The sequence below is a fragment of the Pseudoalteromonas sp. DY56-GL79 genome, from assembly GCF_041414765.1.
Taxonomy (GTDB): Bacteria; Pseudomonadota; Gammaproteobacteria; order Enterobacterales; family Alteromonadaceae; genus Pseudoalteromonas; species Pseudoalteromonas piscicida.
The window spans coordinates 113,448-132,889 of the sequence record NZ_JANHZS010000006.1 but is presented as its reverse complement, the minus strand read 5'-3'; the positions used below and the strand labels follow the sequence as shown (position 1 = coordinate 132,889).

The window sequence follows — 19,442 nt, the reverse complement described above, 5'->3', positions numbered from 1 at the left end:
CTTGGAGTGGAAATATAACTAGGCGGCGATCCCGCTGTGGCGCAGCAACGCATCTACTTTTGGCTCTCGACCACGGAAGCGAGTAAACAGTATCATCGGCGCTTCTGATCCCCCCTTTTCAAGAATGTGATGCATAAATTCACGCCCAGTTTGCGGGTTAAATATCCCTTCTTCTTCAAACTTAGAAAACGCATCCGCAGACAGCACTTCTGCCCACTTATAAGAGTAGTAGCCCGCGCTATAACCACCAGCAAAAATATGGCTAAAGCTATGCTGGAAGCGATTAAACTCAGGCGCTTTAACAACCGCAGTACGCTCACGCACCGCATTGAGCGTTGCTTGAATTTGGCAATCCGTATTTGGCTCAAAGTCTGCGTGAATATGAAAATCAAACAACGAAAACTCCAACTGACGTAGCATTTGCATGGCTGATTGGAAGTTCTTTGCCGCGAGTAATTTGTCTAACATTTCTTTTGGTAGCGGCTCACCCGTTTCATAGTGCCCTGAAATGAAGTTCAACGCTTCTTCTTCATAGCACCAGTTCTCTAAAAACTGACTTGGCAGCTCAACCGCATCCCATGCCACACCATTAATACCAGCAACTGGCGCTGCATCCACTTGCGTTAGCATGTGATGAATACCGTGACCAAACTCATGGAATAAGGTGGTTACTTCATTATGGGTAAATAGCGCAGGTTTATTGCCAACGGCTTTATTGAAGTTACACACTAAATAAGCGACAGGAGTCTGCAACTCACCATTTGCGCGTACTTTTCGGCCCATGCAGTCATCCATCCAAGCACCACCACGCTTATGTTCACGGGCATATAGGTCGAGATAGAAATGACCACGCAACTCACCTTTATCATCGTGAATAGCAAAAAAGCGTACGTCTGGATGATAAGTATCAACGTCTTTGACTTCACTCACACGGATCCCGAACAGGCGATTTACGGTTTCAAATAAACCGGCAAGTACCTTATGCTCAGGGAAGTAAGGGCGCAGTGCCTCGTCAGAAATCGCATACTTAGCTTGTTTTAACTTTTCGCCATAATATGCATAATCCCAAGGTTTTAGCTCACTTACACCGTGTTCTTTATTCGCAAAGTCACGTAGTTCAGCCACTTCTTGCTCGGCTTGTGGCTTTGACTTAGCGGCAAGGTCATTCAAAAACTTAAATACTTGCTCTGGTGTCTCAGCCATTTTGGTTGCCAGTGATTTTTCTGCAAAACTAGAAAAGCCAAGTAACTGAGCCAGTTCGTGTCTAAGCGTAAGCGCTTCATGCATAATCGCTGAGTTATCAAACTCGCCAGCATTAGGCCCTTGATCCGAGGCGCGTGTTACAAACGCACGATAAGCTTCTTCACGGAGCGTTTGGCTATCTGCGTAAGTCATCACAGGAAGGTAAGAAGGAATATCTAGCGTAAATACCCAGCCCTCTAATCCTTTGGATTCGGCAGTATGGGCGGCGAGTGCTAAGGCTGATTCAGGTAGCCCAGTTAAATCAGACTCATCAGTAATATGCTTTTGCCATGCCTGAGTGGCATCCATTACGTTGTTGCCAAACTTTGATGCCAGCTCCGACAGTCGTGCCACAATTTCGCCATAGCGCTTTTGCTTCGCAGCCTCCAGCGCAATGCCAGAAAGTTGAAAATCACGCAGTGCATTATCCACCGACGTTTGCTGAGCAATCGTTAAGTTACCAAACTCAGCTGACTCTTTTACTGCTTTATAGGCTTCATATAACCCTTGATGTTGGCCACAATAAGTCGAATATTCGGAGATTAATGGCAAACACTCATCATATGCTTTACGCAGCGCGTCTGAATTGACCACTGAGTGCATATGCGATACCGGCGACCACATGCGGCTAAATTTATCGTCCGCTTCTTCTAGCGGCAGTACAAAGTTGTCCCAAGTATAATTCGACTGCGCTAAAACAGTGTCGATAGTTTCACGACAGTGCGCGATGGCAGATTTTAATGCTTCAACAATATGTTCAGGCTTAATTTTCGAAAAAGGAGGTAATCCTTCTAGCCCGATTAATGGGTTACTCATGGGCACGCTCTTTATTTTCTAATCTAATATTGAGGTTGAAATAAGGGTGAATGACCGCATTTACAAGTATCTGAACAGATTTTTGCTTAATATCGGTCTTCGGTTGTGCACTTTTGCTATTTACTTAATATAAAGTAGTAGGGTTTAAGCAAAACAAATAATTGGCGAGGAATTTTTATGGCTCAACATTTTGACTATATCGCAATCGGTGGCGGTAGTGGCGGGATCGCATCTGCAAACCGAGCGGCGATGCGAGGTGCCAAAGTGGCATTAATAGAAGCAAAGCACTTAGGCGGTACTTGTGTAAACGTGGGCTGCGTGCCAAAAAAAGCGATGTGGCACGGCGCTCAAGTTGCTGAAGCCATTAAACTATACGCACCAGATTATGGTTTTGATGTTGAGCTAAAGAACTTCGATTGGGGTAAGCTGGTAGAAAGTCGCGAAGCCTACATTGGCCGTATTCACCAAGGTTACAACGGCTACCTAGCAAAAAATGGCGTCACCGTGATCAATGGCTTTGCTAAGTTTGTTGATAACAACACCATTGAAGTCAATGGTGAGCACTACACTGCCGATCATATCAATATTACCGTAGGTGGCCGCCCAACGATCCCTAATATTCCAGGCGCTGAGCACGGTATCGATTCAAACGGTTTCTTTGAGCTTAAAGAGCAACCTCGCCGCGTAGCGGTTGTGGGCGCGGGTTATATCGCGGTAGAGCTTGCGGGCGTATTGCACAGCTTGGGCACAGAAACCCATCTATTTGTTCGTAAGCATGCTCCACTTCGTAATTTTGATCCTATCTTGGTTGAAACCTTAACTGAGGTAATGGAAAAAGAAGGTCCAACGCTACACACTCACGCAGTACCACAGTCAGTGACCAAAGAAGAGGATGGCTCAGTCACCTTACATCTTGAAAATGGTGAGTCTTACACCGTAGACAAACTGATCTGGGCAATTGGCCGTGAACCAATGACAGATCTTATCAACCTCGCTGCGACAGATGTAGAAACCACACCTAGCGGCCATATTAAAGTCGACGAATGGCAAAACACCACAGCCAAAGGTATCTACGCGCTCGGTGATATTATGGATGGTGGCATAGAGCTGACTCCTGTTGCCGTGAAAGCAGGTCGAATGCTAGCCGAACGCTTATTCAATCCGGAATTGCCAAACGCAAAAATGGATTACGACTTAGTCCCTACTGTCGTCTTTAGCCACCCACCGATTGGCACCATTGGTCTAACAGAGCCGGAAGCAGAAGAAAAGTACGGTAAAGACAACATCAAGGTCTATACCTCTACCTTTGCTGCAATGTACACCGCAGTCACTCAGCACCGCCAACCGTGTCGCATGAAACTTGTATGCGCAGGCCCAGAAGAAACCGTAGTGGGCCTACACGGCATCGGCTTTGCAGTAGATGAGATGATCCAAGGTTTCGCCGTCGCTATGAAGATGGGCGCAACCAAAGCAGACTTTGACTCGGTAGTCGCAATACACCCAACTGGTTCCGAGGAATTTGTTACTATGACGGGTTAATGTAGAAAACATACTGTCACACGTTTATAAATCTGGAAAGTTAACATTTACCATCTAAGTCGAACCGGCTTAGATGGTTCAACTTTTTAGGTAAATAAATGGTTCAGTTAATAAACTCAAGTAATGTATTTAGAAATACAAAATTAAATTTTGACGAAGGGTATTACCACTGCATACCCATTGATCACAACATCGGGTCTCTGCCTACCTTTTTTTCAAGAAGTGGCCAATTTTTAATTGAGCCAAACAGCTACCTTTTCTATTTGAAGACAGTCAAAAAAGCTAAAGATCTCAGTCCTTGTAGCCGAGCGCTTCTCAAGTATTATCAATTTCTAGAAGAAGAGAAGCTTGACTGGGATCACTTCCCTCCTATTAAAAGACTAAAACCTACCTACCTTTTTCGCTCCTATCTACTTTCAGCAGTGAAATCTGGGGAGCTCGCGCACAGCACAGCCAATGCGTATATCAATCAAGTTAAGAGTTTTTACCTGTGGACAATACATGAACGCTATTTGGTAGTTAACAGTGAGCAGGAAGCACCTTTTAAAATTGAATTTGTCCAAGTACAGAATCAAAGTATGCTCGCACATTTGAGGCCAAAATTTACAGTAGAAACCAGTGACCTTCGGATAAAAGTTCCCAAACAGAGTGGCTCACAAAACATCAGGCCGTTATCACCACTAAGTCAAAGTTCGATAGAAACACTAACCTTATTTCTGTTTAAAACCCCTGTTGAACTAAAACTACAAGTGCTTCTCTCATTAGATACCGGAATGAGAATTGAAGAAGTAGCCAGTTTCAGCTTAGGAGCACTAAAGACGGCCTACCCAGTTGCAGAAAGCTGCCATAGGTTTGAAGTTACACTATGTCCACAATCTAATGGCGTGAAAACCAAACTTGGAAAAAGACGAACCGTTGAAATTTCCATAGAACTACTCAAAGCCTTACAAGAGTATCAGATATCAGAACGGCGACTCCGTCGGGCGAATAAGCTCTATCGTAAGTTAAAGCAGATCTCAGATATGGAAATATCTGGCACACATCAATTCATAGATTCGCTCAAACATTGTGAGCGCCATGAACCATTATTCATAAGCCAGCAAGGCAACCCAGTTACTCGAGAAACTATCAGCTCTAGATGGCTTGAATTACGCGCTAGCATGCAAAGGCATGACACCTCTTTTACACACAAGTTTCATGACCTGAGAGCGACTTACGGAACTTACAGACTAAATGATTTATTAGAGGCTGGACTAGGAACCACTGAATCTTTAGAGCTGTTGATGAGTTGGATGGGCCATAATAGCGAAAATACCACTTGGAAGTACTTGAAATTCTTGAAACGGCGAGACGTCTTTAAAGCCAAATTCGGAATTTTAGACACCATCATGCACGAAGCACTGGGAAATGACGATGAGCTATAGAGAGGCACTAAAGTGGGATCCTGAACTGTGTATAAAGATGGTCGCGAATCACGTTCGCTTTTGCGATTTCAATAGACTTTTTTATATCGGAATACCACCCGCCAAACTCATACAGAGCGGTCACGATTTTAAAAGAGCAAACCGTGATAAATATATTTATGCGTTGAAAGATAGGTATAAAAGCGAGCTGAACGAAGGGGCATCAGAAGTAACTCTTTATCACCTATTTTACAGCCTAACAAATTACCTGAAATGGTGTGATGAGCACCACGTTGAAGCCTTCACACAAGAATCAATAGAGGGGCATTTCTCAGCGCTTCTCAAAGATGTAATGCGAGGCAAAATAAAGAACACTACGTATACGCGCAAAAGATCTAACTTGTTTGTCGTTTTTAGGGATCACCTAGAGTTACCTATAAAATGGTTTTTAGGAATACCAACAGCTGGGAAAGATCAATTGTCACCCTTTGAAGCTTATACCAGGAGTGACCTAAATCAGTTATTGCCTTTTTTACGACAACTTTTCAATCAAACTTCAGAGCAATTCTTACTTGATCCTGATGCCCATTTGCGAGGCCATAATACTGTCCCCACTATGAGTTTCGAGTGGAAAGGAAAAGTTTATCAACTGAGTGCGGGAATCTCTAAGATGATGTGCGCTGCTACTTTTTTAATGAGTTATTATACGTATTCCAATACTGGTACTCTACTGCAGTTACGACGACCAACCCAAGCATCAACTTCATTTGGTGAAAAGTGGTACACCATGCCGGCTTTCAAGCGACGCAGCTTTAAAATGATTCACGTCGAAATCGGTGAGCATGATTATCTTGATGTTCCTAAGTATTGTTTAGCTTTTTTTGATAGGTTGCTTGAAGTATCTAGGACAATAGATAGCTCCAAAGATGCTCCGTTATTTCAAACCGTTGCATATAAAAAATTGCGACCCGTTACAAATACAACATTAGAAGACTTCAACCGTCGTTGGTTACAAGTTCACTTTAACTTTGTAGATCAAACAGGGCGGCGCCTGAGACCTATTGTAAGTCGATTTAGAGAAACAGGTTCAATTACAACACAAGCTTATCAAGGTGAATTAGCACGCGATATCACTCTAGATAACACCCCTCAAACTCGCAGAAGACATTATTCAACAGGCAACAAATTCAGCAATAACGCGATGATGCAGGATGTTGCTTCTATTCGCCAACATCAAGCGCAACACAGACAGGATGCAAAAACGGCTCAACTAAATCTAGGTATCGAAGTTTTGGCCATTGAGCAAGAACAGAAGATTAGCCTTCCAAATCTATCAAGGACCCCCAACGGTATAAGTTGTGCTAACCCTTTTGGCGGTGCTTCTGAATTATTTAATAGAAAGATAAGGCAACACGGCTTATTCAAAGAGGGAGAAAAACTTGCGTGTGCAGATTTACTTAAGTGCTTTGGGTGCCCTGAGCAGGTGATTGTGCAGTCCGTAAGTGACATTTGGTGCCTACTGTCATTCAAGGCCTGTATAGAGGAATCGCAGTATTTACACTTGAATAATCAGCATTTCAGAAACAATTTTGAACCTGTTTTGGAATTTATTTCCGCGAAAATATTACCAAAGGTTAAGAAAGATATTTTAAAGCAAGCTGAGCAGAAGCTAGATATGGATGGACCCCACCCTATGTGGGATGACCCTAGCAGTATCTTAAGCCTGCTATCTAACACTCCATCAGATTTAGAGCTTGGAGCTATACCAAAATGAATAAACTTAACATGCTTTTCTCAACATCTGAAAATGGTAATAAAATCGACCATATCGACCATATCGACATTATTGACCTAATAGATAAGCAAGACTGGGAAACTTTAAACCATGTAGTCGTTTGTGAAGATTTAAACGGGAAAGTTACTGCGCGTTTTGAACAAGACGTGTGGGACTTGCTTCCATATTCTAAGAGTAAAGCTAAACGTTACTTAAATTTTACAGAATGGAAGGATACCCCGGAACTCCAGCTAGAGTTAAAGACTCTCGTATTTGGCTGGCTTTATAACAAAAGTGTAATCGGCATAGCAGCAAAATTTTCCACCGTAGAACAAAGGCTTTATAAAATTAAAGCTGCTTATCGTTTCTTAAAAGAGGCAAACGCAAAATCTCTTTCATACCTGGCAAATACAGCTCATTTTGAGGACTTTAAGTTAGATCTGGTAAGGCAGAATTACAGCCAAAGAAGTCTAGAACTTATATTTGTAGCCATTAACAAAGCAACTGAATTAGAACCTTGGCTAGGGACTTCATTTGGCTTTGCTAAAAAGCTAGCAGCAGTATCGCTAGCCAAGAATATGAGTGGGAGAACGCTTCAGCAAACTCTTGTGATACCTGAACGTCTAGCCGATGCGATTTATGGTAAAGCTATAAAGTTAGTAGAAGATGCCATCATGCATAAAGAGCTGATAGCAAGCACAGAATTCCAGCTGCAGAAAAACTACGATGCAGCTAAAAAGATTCTAGATACAAAAATTCAAAATGGGGCCAAGTTAACCTGTGTAAATCGTAAAGGAGAGGTTGTAGACCAACGTAAATATATAACGGCCATAGCGGACTACCTCCCGCGAGAGGTAAGCTCAATTATTTCACCGCTCACAAATTTAATTCCAGATGTAAAAATTAGGAATGGGCATGACTTTCAGCGGTATTATGGGCAGTTAATTACGGCGTCTTATATCGTATGTGGAGCATTTTCTGGGATGCGTGACTCTGAACTAGAGAAGTTAACCACTAATAGCTACTACAAAGATTCTTTTAACGAGCGTGATTTTCACTTTCTTCAATCCGGCACATTTAAACTTGGTGAGAAAAAAGAGACTTGGATTACAGCTCCTGCTGCAAAAGTTGCGATTCAACTTGCTAGTGAGTTAACCAAAATCTGGCGAGATCAAATTGATTATCCGCATCCAGATTACCAAAATACTTTATGGTGTAATCAGATTTTACGGTCAAAGAAACCATGCCTCATTACCACTTGGCCCGAAAGACTAAAACGTTTTTGCAAACATTTTGAGTTCGTTGTCACTGACGAAGATTACAGAGAGTGTATTCAGTCTAACCCCAATTCCATGGACAAAATAAAAACCAGCGTAATTATTGGTCAGCCGTGGCCCCTATCAACGCACCAATTTAGACGTTCGCTCGCCTATTACACAATTAAGCATCGACTTGGAACGAAGGTCGCCATAAAACAGCAATTCAAACACCTACGTCTTGCGATGACTGAGTGGTATACCAACGGTGGCCAACTTGCTTCACTTTTAGATCTTTCTGTAGATAAGAAAGTGCAACAGGCGCTTGATGCAGCAAGCAACGAAATGGTAGCGAACAAGATATTTCAGCAATGGCATTCTGATGAGTCTTTATCTGGCTCCTTTGGTAAAGCAATTGTTAAAATGCGCGACGATATACCCCATATTTACAGCTCGTGGGAAACAATCTATGAGGCCGTTAAAAAAGGGCTTTTGACTTTGCATGGAACTGCGCATAGCTATTGTAAAAATGGCTATAACTGCGATATGGATGGCATTGTAATGCCACAATTCTGTGTCGATTGCTCAAGCCAAGGCAGCATCATAGACGAGGAGCAAGCCCAGTGGTGGCAGAGAAAGCATGTCAGCCTATTAAACTACCTAAAATCAGTAGAAGATATTTCAGTCACAGAGAAAAGCCATTTCATCACACAAATAAGGGCTGCTGAGAGTGTAATGAGCGACTTCAATATGCCATTCGAGCCATTTGAACCAGACCTAAGGATAAAAAACACATGAGCAAAAGTGAAAATACCCTAGTCGCACTAGAAGCTGCGCTGGAACGCATACTCTCAGGCAATCCTAAACGCATTCCTACAACTCGAAAACTGAGTGTGAGAGCGATTGAAGAAGAAGCTAACTTAGGTAACGGTAGCGGCTACTACTACCCTGAATTCGTTCAAAAGGTAAAACAAGTTAAAAGTGATATTGCTTCTTCAAAAGGTGAAATTTTGCTGCCTGAGGTTGATGCTGTACGCACGAAACTTAGAGAGCAAAAGCGGATAAAGGAAAACTATAAAGAGAAATATGGGACAGCCAAAGAGCAGCTAGCTTTGTTTGCCGCAGCGCAGCATCACCTCAATGATAAGTTAGTACAAGCACTAGCTAGAGTTGATGAATTAGAGTTTGAAAACGAAAGCTTAAAAGCAGAGTTAGTCGAGTTTAAAAGGAGCAAGATCACTTCGATCAACTCAATAAAATCTTAATTTAACCAGTCAGATTTGGTTGGTAAAAAGCAACTGAATCTGACTGTTTTATTTTTGCTACTTTTAGAAGAAGGTAACTACCAAAATTGGATGTGCTATAAGGCCAGAGTTCATCAGCCATGAATTTACACAATGGGCGAAACAGCATGATATCCAGATTGATTATATTCAACCGGGCAAACCACAGCAAAACGCGTATATTGAACGTCACAACAAGACCACCAGATACAGTTGGGTAAGCAAACGTTTATTTGATACGCTTGAAGAAGTTCAAGACTACACCACAAAGTTGTTACAGTTTTACGATCATGAGCGGCCACATCAAGCTAACGGAGGGAAGCCACCGTTAATGGCTGCTTAACTTAACTTCTACTTTTAGCTACGGTTAAAAATGGGAGGATTACCCTGTAACTTCTGTACAACTGCTACTTAATGTGAATATTTCGAAACATTTTCCCTCTGGGTAGCCGATTGCCTTCAATGTAAGTTTTCATATATTCAGCTACAGCTGGTGACACATTATTGGTGTCTAATGCTTTTAATTGACCAGGTTTTAGCTCGGACTCAAAGTAAAAGTGCTCTATATTCGCATTAGCAGCAGAAAATCCACTTTTATTAACCACACTAAATCGCCCAACCAGAGAGAAGTGCCCATCCGCACGTTCAAAAATTAGCTTTAGATTAGGGCTTGCTATAGTCGCTACCCCCAAAGAAGGACCTAAGCCATAATAACGAGCCGGGTACCAGTCTTGATACCAGAAGACCCACTTAGCTATATTTATATCACCTTCCTTAAAACTGATTCCATCAGTATTGCTTTCAATATATGGAGTACCCGTTCCCAGAGATAAATGCGGCGCATATAATCCTCTTACAGCTTTATCAAGTTCAAACCTGCTAGCGATTTTTTCATGCAAACATATTGATAAAGGGTAAACACCTGTAAAAATTGGGTTTTGATTATTTTCAATTGCGCTAAATTTTTCTGAGGCATTTAGTTCACAGCCTTCAGCAATGTTCACGGCGAATACCTCTAGATCAACATTGATACCATTAACTTGATGCACAACAGGTCCCGAACCACCAAGCACCACATCATCATTACATGCAAGCTTGTCCAAAATCTTTTTCAGCCTCCTCTCAGCGGGTAACTGTTCGTTCTGTATGATTTCTGACGTATCTGGCCAAAATGCAGGTCTAGATACTGGACCAACATAATGAAGCAACTCAGAGAAAGGATTGGCCTGTTGCACCAAGCGAAATACTTTCGATTGATCAATAGAGTAATTATTAACCGCATATAAAATAGTTCGTACATAAGCCGACATCACCGCCGACTCTGTAGCTGAAGATAAACTACACATCAGATGATCCCGCGACCAAAACATGCCGCTGGTGAAGCCGTATGGATCAAAGTAAGAATAATTATCCCTGCTATTAATGTATTCCAGCTCTGAAGACATATGACCAAGAAGGTCAACTCCAACATTGCTTCCTAAAGTACTTATAGATGTTGAAACATAGCCAGGCACTCCATTTAATGATTTTTTCAACCTTTCACTAATTCCAATATCCGTGGATTTCGCCAAATATGAGCTAGCTAGATGTCTCTCATCGTAGTTAAACCCCAAATCTTCAAATAGATATTTTAATGCCAAGGAGTGATATGGGATCGCCTCGATGAGTTCTTCTGCATAGAAAGGATTTGTTTCAACAAGTTTAAGTATTGATAAATATTCAACGACTGATATTTCATTCGGGAGTGACTTAGTACATTCAATAAACTCTTTTCTGCACAATCCCTTCTTATCATTATCAATTATATGAGCTATCTTTATAGCTGTCTTTTTCTTAACCGCTTTATCCGGCCATTGGTAGAATTTTAAGAGAAAACTAAAGGCCCATACTTCTGTAGGTTTTATCTCGTCCAACCAATACGAATCTCGAATTGGCAAGTGTTCTATGTCCCTTTCCAAACCACGAACGATTACGTCAGTGACATCCGCTGCTAAATCATTCTGACCTACAGCTATTAAGAACATTACTAACTTACTAGTTGGTACAATTGACCACTCATCGCCGCGTAATTGAAGGTGCTCACCATGAGTTGAATCAGCTAACAGTTCCTCCCATCGGTCTTTATACTCTCGGGCATAATAGCAAATCATTTCTTCAGATTTTGAGCCTGAATATCTACTCCAATAACTATTAGCTCTAATACTTCTAAGTGCCCAAACATACGCCCTCCTTTTACCTTGAAGCTTCTTGCTCGCTTGATAAATAGTATCGATACTTTCCTTAAGCCCTGATAAATAAGGGAGCTCTTCGTCGTCCTTGAAGAAGTTTTCATATTCAGCTATGACTCGTAGACCTTCTCCCAGATCAACCCAATGTCCTATCCATTGTGAAATATAACTAGAATCTGAGTATCTGTACTCTTTTCTTATTCTCTCTATTAAATCACCTAAATATTCTGGCACATAAGAACCAAAAGGAATTTTTATTTCTTCTTTATCTATATTGCTACTAGATTCTCTACCTTTTGGTTTAGGTGGCTCTGCTCCATAATATTCGACTATTTCTTGGAGTACTGGGGCAAGAGAATAATCTTCATTTGACCGTTCTTTAATAGCTTCAACCAAACCATAAGAATAAAGACAGCTAATCAAATCTAGTACTCCAGGCAAACTGATGTCGCCGTTCTTTATATAAGCAATTAGAATATCTTCAAGTACATACCAATTCTGCTCTTTAAGGTGAAAGCAAAACTCATCGTATATTCTGCTAGGCAAATGCTTACTCAACAGTTGCATATACCAAAATGGGATATGCCTTATTTCCCTCTCCGTGAATGAGAACATGTCTACTGTAAAACATGAAACTCTCTTCAAATAATCAGCAACATCCCCAACATTAGCATCAGAACATGCCTGAATTGATTCAAACACCTCATGAAGTGTAATATCTTTTCTATACCCGTAGCCAAGCATGTACTTACAAGTATGCTCTAAACCAGTTTTCACGGCATCCTTTAAACCGAGTGAAGATGAAATTGATACAATATCAATACACTCATCACCTAGTTCCGCTGTATTACCTTCCCTATTGTTAAGGTCATTTAAATAATCACACCAGTAATTATTAGCACTATCATAATCGACAGGAACAAAAGAGTGTTTTACTGCCTTTTGAAAGAAAACAACGGGACTCCACCAGGAATAATCTTGAGCCTCTTCAAGATATTTCTTATCAATATTTTCAAAAAGATTTTTTTCTTTCAGCAATAGCGAAATTTTGATACATAAACTAGGAATGGAATGTATTACAGATAATGTTTTAGAATGACACTTACAATCGTAACCAACATGCTTTTTACAACCCGAACTTTCTATATATTTGTAGACATCCAAGGGTTTTAACTTTTCTCCGTTACGAATTAACTTCGCTGTATTCACAGCTGCAATATAAAAACCAAAAAAAATAGAAAAATCATAATCATCATCAATATGGTGTTTTAAAATTTCTTTATCAAAAATTAATGTATTAAAAGCCAAATGATCATTCAATGTATGAAAGAAGAAATCAAGCAGCTCACTTTCTGACACATTCCTGTACTTAAAATAGATCGGACCAACAAAATTATTATGTACAGGCAGCTGATCTTTTAATAAATAATAAGACACACCAAACGAAGAAGCTAATACATCATCTCGATAATCTCTGCTAGATATATCAACACCAGAAATACAAGCAGAAGTTATAGCGCACACTAAAAACTTCGATTTACTTTCCTCAGGGAGATTAAAATAGTCAATATCAAAAATATATTCTGAATTATCGCTTCTTAACAAGGATGAAAATAGCTTTTCATACAAACCATCTTTAGGAGTAATTCGGTCAACCAAATCAATAACTCTACCCACGTCTGGTTCATCACAATCACACAAAACTTGAATTAACGAATCAACCGCTAAGCTAAATTTATTTTCAGTTCCCTCATATATATTTGCGTAAAATACTGCCCTTTTGTATAGTTCTTGATAACAGTTCTCTACAATTTCTCGATACTTTTCCCTACATAGTGATGCAACAGCTACAATATCCTCTATATCCAATGTTCTTATATTGTCAGATTTCCAAAGCAATCCGTATTCATCATCAGAATACTTCATAGCCGAGCGAGAAAATTCTGAAAAATTCTGAATCTGATATTCAGGACCATTGATAAACCTAGTTTTTATCAGACGTAAATCAACTAGACGAGTATAATTTTTATTAGAAAAAGCTACTTTTTCAGCACTAGAGATAATATGTTCAATATGCCCCAAAGGATACCCATTGCATAACGAACTTATAACCCACTCTTTGGTAACACCTTGAAGCAGCGGATTAATGTTTTCCATTTCCGATTGTACAATCCAACCCCAGGCCCACCTCCAAAATGATGGAGCATCGTTGCTAAGCCATTTACTTACAACCGGATATAGCCTTCTTTTAGCACCTTCAAATTCTTCCCGCTTATGGATATTTACTAATAGGCTCCCGTGAAACGGAAACACACCACTACGGCGGTGTTCTACTAAATGCTCAATCTCTTTATATGCTTCTAAAAATGTTTGTGTCCCTTCAAAGCATTTGGAAAAGCTATTTTTATCTGGCCATGGAAATTCTGTCACAGCCATTAAGTACAGAATCTCCTTAGCTACTTCCGAGAGGTTTGCCCAAATATTCCAGTAGTATGTGTTAATATCACCATCCGGACACTTATCCAGCTTCTCGATATCATAAACGGACACATTCTTTTCTTTGGCTAATAATGTTCGCAACGAATAAATTACATGCAAAGGATATCCGCTTGAAATCTTTTGTAATGCTAGAGCTATTTCAGAAATAGAGCTTGCAGATGTCCTTCCCCCAATATTAGCGACGCCGGAATCACGCAAGCCTTCAAGCCATGACCCAATTGCAGACAAATCCATATAAGGGATATCTAACCACCGATCACCTTCGACCGGACAGTTACTTAGCAATCTGTTAGGCAACTTAGATCTACTGACCGGTTGAGTTCCAAAGACAATTGTTACGCCTTTTGGAGCCGGCAGAACTCTATTTATCAAATGTTCTAATTGAGATATATCAGACCTCTCTCTCCATACATGGTCCAATCCATCCACAATTAGTATAAAATTTTCCTCTTTCTTGTTTGCCTCTTCTCCTGCACGAACTAGCCACTTATCTATGTTCTCTGGTGATTCATCTAACCCAATCCAAGAAATCATTGGGGAGTTTTTGATTTGCTTAATAATTGATGATGCGGCAGTAGAAAAAGAAATCCTATCGTCCAGACTTTGAAGTCCCAGTGAATAATGATGTCGCGCTACAGCAACATTCTTAGCCTGTAGATTTTCATACAAATAGGAAAGGTAGGTACTTTTTCCCATACCAGGAGCACCCGACACAACCCAAGCCCCCCCCGTCTCTAGCTTATTGATAACATCTTGATGAAAATTCATTGTTGGGGGGAGGTATTTTTCAGGTATATCAAAGTACTGGGAGAGATCACGGCTGACTCCTAGACTCAATAAGCTGTGTAGGTCCTCAAACCTTATGCATCCATCAACCGAAGGCTCTCCTTTTCTAGTAGCCCATCTCTTTACTTTGGATAAAAATCTATGCCAGCCCTCTTCATTAGTGTGGTCTGGAACTAAAGAGTCATGAAGCTGATTCTCTAGATTATCAATCGTTGGTTGACTATGTATGAAGTTGAAATTATTAAAGAACTCCTCAGCCTCGGTCTTTCCACCTAACTGGGATTCAATAATCTTCAGGTGCTTACTTGGAATACTGAAAAGGTCGATCATTCCATTTTTCAAACATGCAGAGAATTCAGTATCCGGCCTTCTATTTGTTATAAGCTCTGCTTTTCCCAGTTGACTATTCTTAAACGCTTCAGTTAAATCTTTGGACCACTTTTGAATTAAAGAAGTGCCATTCCCTTTTCGATAGGTGAGCCAATCAAAACTAAGTGTAAGATCCTCTCTGTTCGCATCAATTGTGAACTTAACCTGGGTTAGCTCGTATTTTCCATCTGGTCGAAGGGCAATAACATCATCTAAACTAGTTACCTTTGCGTCAGACAATGAGGTACTTTCTACTTTTACCCACTCATATTTATCCCTATCGTGGTACCAGTTAACCAATATCCTTATACATACTAGGTCCTGATAGTCATACCCAAGGCGGGTCAACTGAGTACTTTTGATTGGAGAATTCATCTGGGTTGGTATTCCTTTATTGTTCTCGTTGTTCACTAGAATGCTTGGCGCGTTCCCAGATAGAGCAGAGTATGTTGCTACTCTATGTGTCATCGACTTAATTCAAATCAGCCTTAGAACGATTATTGACTTTAACAAAGTTATCTTAATTTCTGGACAATTGCTAAATTAGCTACTATCCGAATTTTAACTTCCAGCAACTATGAAAATATAGCGTTCCCCCAGAGGCTTTTCGTTTTACCCACAGAGGTTGAGCTGTTTGGAATGCTACTTTCTTATCTTGAACACTATACCCTTGGCAATGTAACTTCCATGTTTCCAACTCATCTATTGACGCTAGTTTCTTTATTAACTCTTCCATGGCACAATTTCTCCGATAATTGCCTACACTCTCACACTTTCAACTTCTGCGGGCGTAGATTTTTTCCGCACTTTATTTTTACGGCCATTAGCATTTACAAGAGCCGGCTCTATACCGTCCATATAGTTATGCTCATAAGTGATTTCTTTGGTGGGAGTCTTTAAAACGGCTTTAATACTTACCTGGCAACTTTGCCCATCTTCCAAACCTGCGATATGGTCCGCTTGTTCAGCGGTCAAATTACCTTCAACAAGAATAACATCGTTCAAGGATAATCTAGGGACTATGCACCTATGTATGAAGTTGTCACATTTAACATTCACACCGCCATAGTTAAACTCAATAGTTATTTGCTTTATCGTGATATCAAACGGATTGAAGTTTGCTCCTCGCAACCAAAATTTGAACTTGGGTAACTCACCTAGCCATAACTCAAATGGTTTATGTCTTGGACGCAGATCAATATTTATTTTTTTAACTGTGTAGCTTTTAGCGTAAAAAATGCTAATCAAGTTGCTTATAGCCCTGACTATGGTCTGTATTATGCCTTTTAAAATTACCTTTGAACCTACTTTTATGAACAACCCTAAGACAAATACACCAATACCACTAAAAAGCCATTCTTTGTGCTCCATCAACATTTCCATCATGCGAGTATCCTTGTTTCAGCGCCCTTTATGCACTAACGAGCCAGCTAGATTAATTCAAATATATAAAGTGAATTAATTTCTAGCAATTTCAGTTCGAGCTCGAATTTCTATCACCAACTCATTGTTAAACAATCCTACCTTGTTCTACAAGTGGTAATTTTTAGTACGAAGAATATGCCAAGGTGGGCTCGTAACCTTCTTTCAAGGTACACGAATTTAAAACCTAGCTGGTGAGAAAATAGTTACTCAAAATTGGGGAAGGTCTGCCAACTCAATATGTGAGCTGGTTTACGGGGTTAGCGGTCGTATGTTCAGCAGAGCCAAGAGCGGCCTATAAAGTGAGTTTTAAATTATCTTGTGGTCAACAACTAAAACAACAATCTCAATTCAGTACAATTCTTTAGCAAATATGGACGCGGCTTTAATAAGAATATCTCGCTCTTTTGACACTTCTTCAAGGCGTCGTTCTAGTGATTTGACAAACAAGCTATCTTTTGAGTTTTCTAGCTGCTTAGCTGTCTGAACCCAATAATATAAAGTGCTCTGACCTATGTTCAAATCTTTAGCAACGTCAGCAACTCGCTGTCCTTCCGACAGCACTCTTTTTGTTGCCAATAATTTAATTTCTTTTGAGTAAGTTTTACTCACTTTTAATTCCTCGAACAAAGCTTAGGATTCCTAAGTATACATGCTAGAGTAAAGCTTAGAGAATCTAAGTACCAGCATTTTGTTATGATTTACCTTTGGATTTTAACAACCCCCTTCCAATCAGGCTTAAAGAGGCTAGAACACGAGCGAACATTTCTCAGAGAGACTTGGGAATTCGAATTGGCTTGGAACCCAGTTCTGCGAGTGGGCGTATGAATCATTACGAAAAAGGCAGGCATACACCTGATCTGCAAACTTTAAAGCGAATTGCTGAAGAACTGGGTGTTCCGCTGAACTACTTCTTTTGTGAAAGCGAAGAAATGGCCAAATTTGTTACATTGTTCGCTCAATTGTCTAAAGAAGAAAAGCTAGAGCTGTTAAATAAACTAGAACTCCGTACCGATTCAAAGCATTTCTCAAACCAAACCATCTAGGTTTCAGTAACTTAGATAATATAGTTGTATACAATTCCCCTACGTAACCTCCCCCCATCTAAGTACTAAACTGTTCTTTGAATATTCCGATGTATCCATAGTCAGCAGTCATCCTCGCTGGTAGCAATACAGATTTTAGAAATAATCGTGTTATGTTGGTTTTTGACGATTCAAATTAAAAATGGAAGGATTACGCTCCAACGTTTATGATACGAAAAAATTCTACTTCTGGCGCTAAATAATTTACGGAGGCTCACTGAAGTACTCTCGGGTTTGTTAAAAAACTTGCAATTCCTTTAATGAAGGATTTATCGTCTTACAGACTCAGACAACTTCTGAGGGTAAGTTATCAAAACCAACATCAATTAGAAAACGACTAGCTGGAATATTACTAATGGAAAAGACTAAGGCATCTCCCTTATCTGAAGCCGAATTAGACTTGTTACATTTTTTGGATCAAGAGTTAGAAGTAATGCACCAACAATTTAGTTTTGAAGTGTTACTTGAAACTATATCTAAACTCATGAATCCACTACCTGTTAACGCCAAAGACTCTGAGGAACTCAACCAATATATAAAGTGGCTTAAAATTAACTTTAAAGATGAGAGAAAAGTATTCACCTGCAAAAGGCAAGAACTAATTTATTATCTAACGCAGCATAGCAATGGAAAAGAAAGGAAAAATAAATTAGGGGTTAACAATGAGTGGTACTCAAACTGTGATTCAAATAAAAAAGAAATAAAACGTTGGTACAAAGGCATTTCCCATGCTTTAAGAGCCGACCTAACATATTACCCTGATAATGAAAATGCTAGAATTGCATTTAATAAATTAAGAGAAATGATCGATGAAATGGGCCTAAGTATTGATGAGGTGGAAAGTGGAAACTAACCCCAACTTGTCAACTAAAGATGACGCTGATTTAAATTCAGACTGTACCGACATTGGTGAAAAAGATTTAGATACAGAGAAAAAGGAGAACGTCGGAAATAAAGGTAAAGATCTTAAAGTCGTTGAATCTCTTGGTACATTACCGACTAATTTCCCGTTAATTCCGAGTGAAATCGATCAAGAAAAGGCACAGAAAAAGCGAAGTACTATTCAAAAATCATCGGGACAAACTGCTGATGGTAAAACCCTTATTGGAGTTGAAGGAGTTAAAGCCGTACTAGCTACAGATGATACAGGGACAAGAATTGTTGTTTCTGACATGGATGATGACGACAAAGTAATCGAAAATGGAAAAACTTATGTAAAAACTCCAGCCGTCATTAAAGTTTTAAATGAAAGAATAGAACAGCCCAGAGACGCTCTTAAAATAGCGGAGTTAAAAGACTCTATAGGTTGCTTAGAAGCAGTAAGAGATAATTCAAGTAGTGTACAGAAAAGAGCAATTCAAGAAGTTAAAAATAGACAAGGCCAAAAAAAGCTTAAAATTGATGCGAAATTGCAAACTACTACTTGTGCTCTGAGTGGTCAACCATTAGATGCTGACGCTGAAATGGATCATGTGATAAGACAGGCTGAAGAACCAGAAAAATCTTTATGTATAGACAATGTTAGAATGGTCAATAAATCTGAGCACAGAAAAAGGCATAGAGAAGAAAACGCCGAATCTAAGCAGTGGATGGAGAATAATAAATAACACACTCTATTGTACCAGCTAAAGTTTGATTTAAGTTCATTGACCTAATTGAATAAGAGTTAGAGTGGGGTTTCGGTCAGTACTTTCACTATTTAAGGAACCTTAAAGACCGAGGCTGGAACGAAATCTATCC

Annotated in this window: 12 protein-coding genes and 1 pseudogene; 9 read left to right on the top strand and 4 right to left on the bottom strand. The window is 39.9% G+C overall.

Annotation, left to right across the window (positions count from 1 at the left end; genetic code table 11):
- Positions 1 to 18: 18 nt before the first annotated feature.
- Positions 19 to 2,058, bottom strand: a complete 2,040-nt coding sequence (prlC, locus tag NO992_RS06155; protein ID WP_371375195.1) for an oligopeptidase A — start codon at positions 2,056 to 2,058, stop codon at positions 19 to 21.
- Between the two features lie 177 nt (positions 2,059 to 2,235).
- On the opposite strand from prlC, the gene gorA reads away from it, so the two are divergent.
- The 6 genes and pseudogenes from gorA to NO992_RS06125 all read left to right on the top strand — a co-directional run.
- Positions 2,236 to 3,597: a glutathione-disulfide reductase gene (gene gorA, locus NO992_RS06150; protein ID WP_308374714.1), complete on the top strand. Its 1,362-nt coding sequence runs from the start codon at positions 2,236 to 2,238 to the stop codon at positions 3,595 to 3,597.
- A gap of 98 nt (positions 3,598 to 3,695) precedes the next feature.
- The gene (locus NO992_RS06145; RefSeq protein ID WP_371375191.1) at positions 3,696 to 5,021 is read left to right on the top strand and encodes a tyrosine-type recombinase/integrase; all 1,326 of its coding nucleotides are present in this window, start codon (positions 3,696 to 3,698) and stop codon (positions 5,019 to 5,021) included.
- A complete protein-coding gene (locus NO992_RS06140; protein ID WP_371375188.1) occupies positions 5,011 to 6,774 on the top strand; it encodes a hypothetical protein in 1,764 nt (587 codons plus the stop codon). The genes NO992_RS06145 and NO992_RS06140 overlap by 11 nt, the downstream gene beginning before the upstream one ends.
- Complete coding sequence (locus tag NO992_RS06135) at positions 6,771 to 8,828, top strand: hypothetical protein (protein WP_371375185.1); 2,058 nt, start codon at positions 6,771 to 6,773, stop codon at positions 8,826 to 8,828. Before NO992_RS06140 ends, NO992_RS06135 begins: the two co-directional genes overlap by 4 nt.
- Entirely contained in the window at positions 8,825 to 9,295 is a 471-nt protein-coding gene (locus NO992_RS06130; protein WP_371375182.1) for a hypothetical protein, read from the top strand. The genes NO992_RS06135 and NO992_RS06130 overlap by 4 nt, the downstream gene beginning before the upstream one ends.
- Positions 9,296 to 9,380: 85 nt before the next feature.
- Positions 9,381 to 9,656 (top strand): annotated as a pseudogene (locus NO992_RS06125) (integrase core domain-containing protein); the annotation flags it as partial.
- A gap of 64 nt (positions 9,657 to 9,720) precedes the next feature.
- Here the strand turns inward: NO992_RS06125 and NO992_RS06120 are convergent.
- The 3 genes from NO992_RS06120 to NO992_RS06110 form a co-directional block, all read right to left on the bottom strand.
- Entirely contained in the window at positions 9,721 to 15,570 is a 5,850-nt protein-coding gene (locus NO992_RS06120; protein ID WP_371375179.1) for a hypothetical protein, read from the bottom strand.
- Between the two features lie 384 nt (positions 15,571 to 15,954).
- Positions 15,955 to 16,581 (bottom strand): hypothetical protein, encoded by a 627-nt coding sequence (locus NO992_RS06115; protein WP_371375176.1) that lies wholly within the window; start codon positions 16,579 to 16,581, stop codon positions 15,955 to 15,957.
- A 387-nt stretch (positions 16,582 to 16,968) separates the two neighbouring features.
- Positions 16,969 to 17,229: a transposase gene (locus NO992_RS06110; protein ID WP_371375173.1), complete on the bottom strand. Its 261-nt coding sequence runs from the start codon at positions 17,227 to 17,229 to the stop codon at positions 16,969 to 16,971.
- A 95-nt stretch (positions 17,230 to 17,324) separates the two neighbouring features.
- Between NO992_RS06110 and NO992_RS06105 the strand changes: the two genes are divergently transcribed.
- The 3 genes from NO992_RS06105 (at position 17,325) to NO992_RS06095 (ending at position 19,309) form a co-directional block, all read left to right on the top strand.
- Complete coding sequence (locus NO992_RS06105) at positions 17,325 to 17,663, top strand: helix-turn-helix domain-containing protein (RefSeq protein WP_371375171.1); 339 nt, start codon at positions 17,325 to 17,327, stop codon at positions 17,661 to 17,663.
- A 394-nt stretch (positions 17,664 to 18,057) separates the two neighbouring features.
- The gene (locus tag NO992_RS06100; RefSeq protein WP_371375168.1) at positions 18,058 to 18,555 is read left to right on the top strand and encodes a hypothetical protein; all 498 of its coding nucleotides are present in this window, start codon (positions 18,058 to 18,060) and stop codon (positions 18,553 to 18,555) included.
- The gene (locus NO992_RS06095; RefSeq protein ID WP_371375165.1) at positions 18,545 to 19,309 is read left to right on the top strand and encodes a hypothetical protein; all 765 of its coding nucleotides are present in this window, start codon (positions 18,545 to 18,547) and stop codon (positions 19,307 to 19,309) included. The genes NO992_RS06100 and NO992_RS06095 overlap by 11 nt, the downstream gene beginning before the upstream one ends.
- Positions 19,310 to 19,442 lie beyond the last annotated feature (133 nt).

Coding starts and splice junctions, on each gene's coding strand:
- NO992_RS06100 (WP_371375168.1), top strand. CDS start 18,058: ATGGAAAAGACTAAGGCATCTCCCTTATCTGAAGCCGAATTAGACTTG.
- NO992_RS06135 (WP_371375185.1), top strand. CDS start 6,771: ATGAATAAACTTAACATGCTTTTCTCAACATCTGAAAATGGTAATAAA.
- NO992_RS06115 (WP_371375176.1), bottom strand. CDS start 16,581: ATGATGGAAATGTTGATGGAGCACAAAGAATGGCTTTTTAGTGGTATT.
- NO992_RS06145 (WP_371375191.1), top strand. CDS start 3,696: ATGGTTCAGTTAATAAACTCAAGTAATGTATTTAGAAATACAAAATTA.
- prlC (WP_371375195.1), bottom strand. CDS start 2,058: ATGAGTAACCCATTAATCGGGCTAGAAGGATTACCTCCTTTTTCGAAA.
- NO992_RS06140 (WP_371375188.1), top strand. CDS start 5,011: ATGAGCTATAGAGAGGCACTAAAGTGGGATCCTGAACTGTGTATAAAG.
- NO992_RS06120 (WP_371375179.1), bottom strand. CDS start 15,570: ATGAATTCTCCAATCAAAAGTACTCAGTTGACCCGCCTTGGGTATGAC.
- NO992_RS06130 (WP_371375182.1), top strand. CDS start 8,825: ATGAGCAAAAGTGAAAATACCCTAGTCGCACTAGAAGCTGCGCTGGAA.
- gorA (WP_308374714.1), top strand. CDS start 2,236: ATGGCTCAACATTTTGACTATATCGCAATCGGTGGCGGTAGTGGCGGG.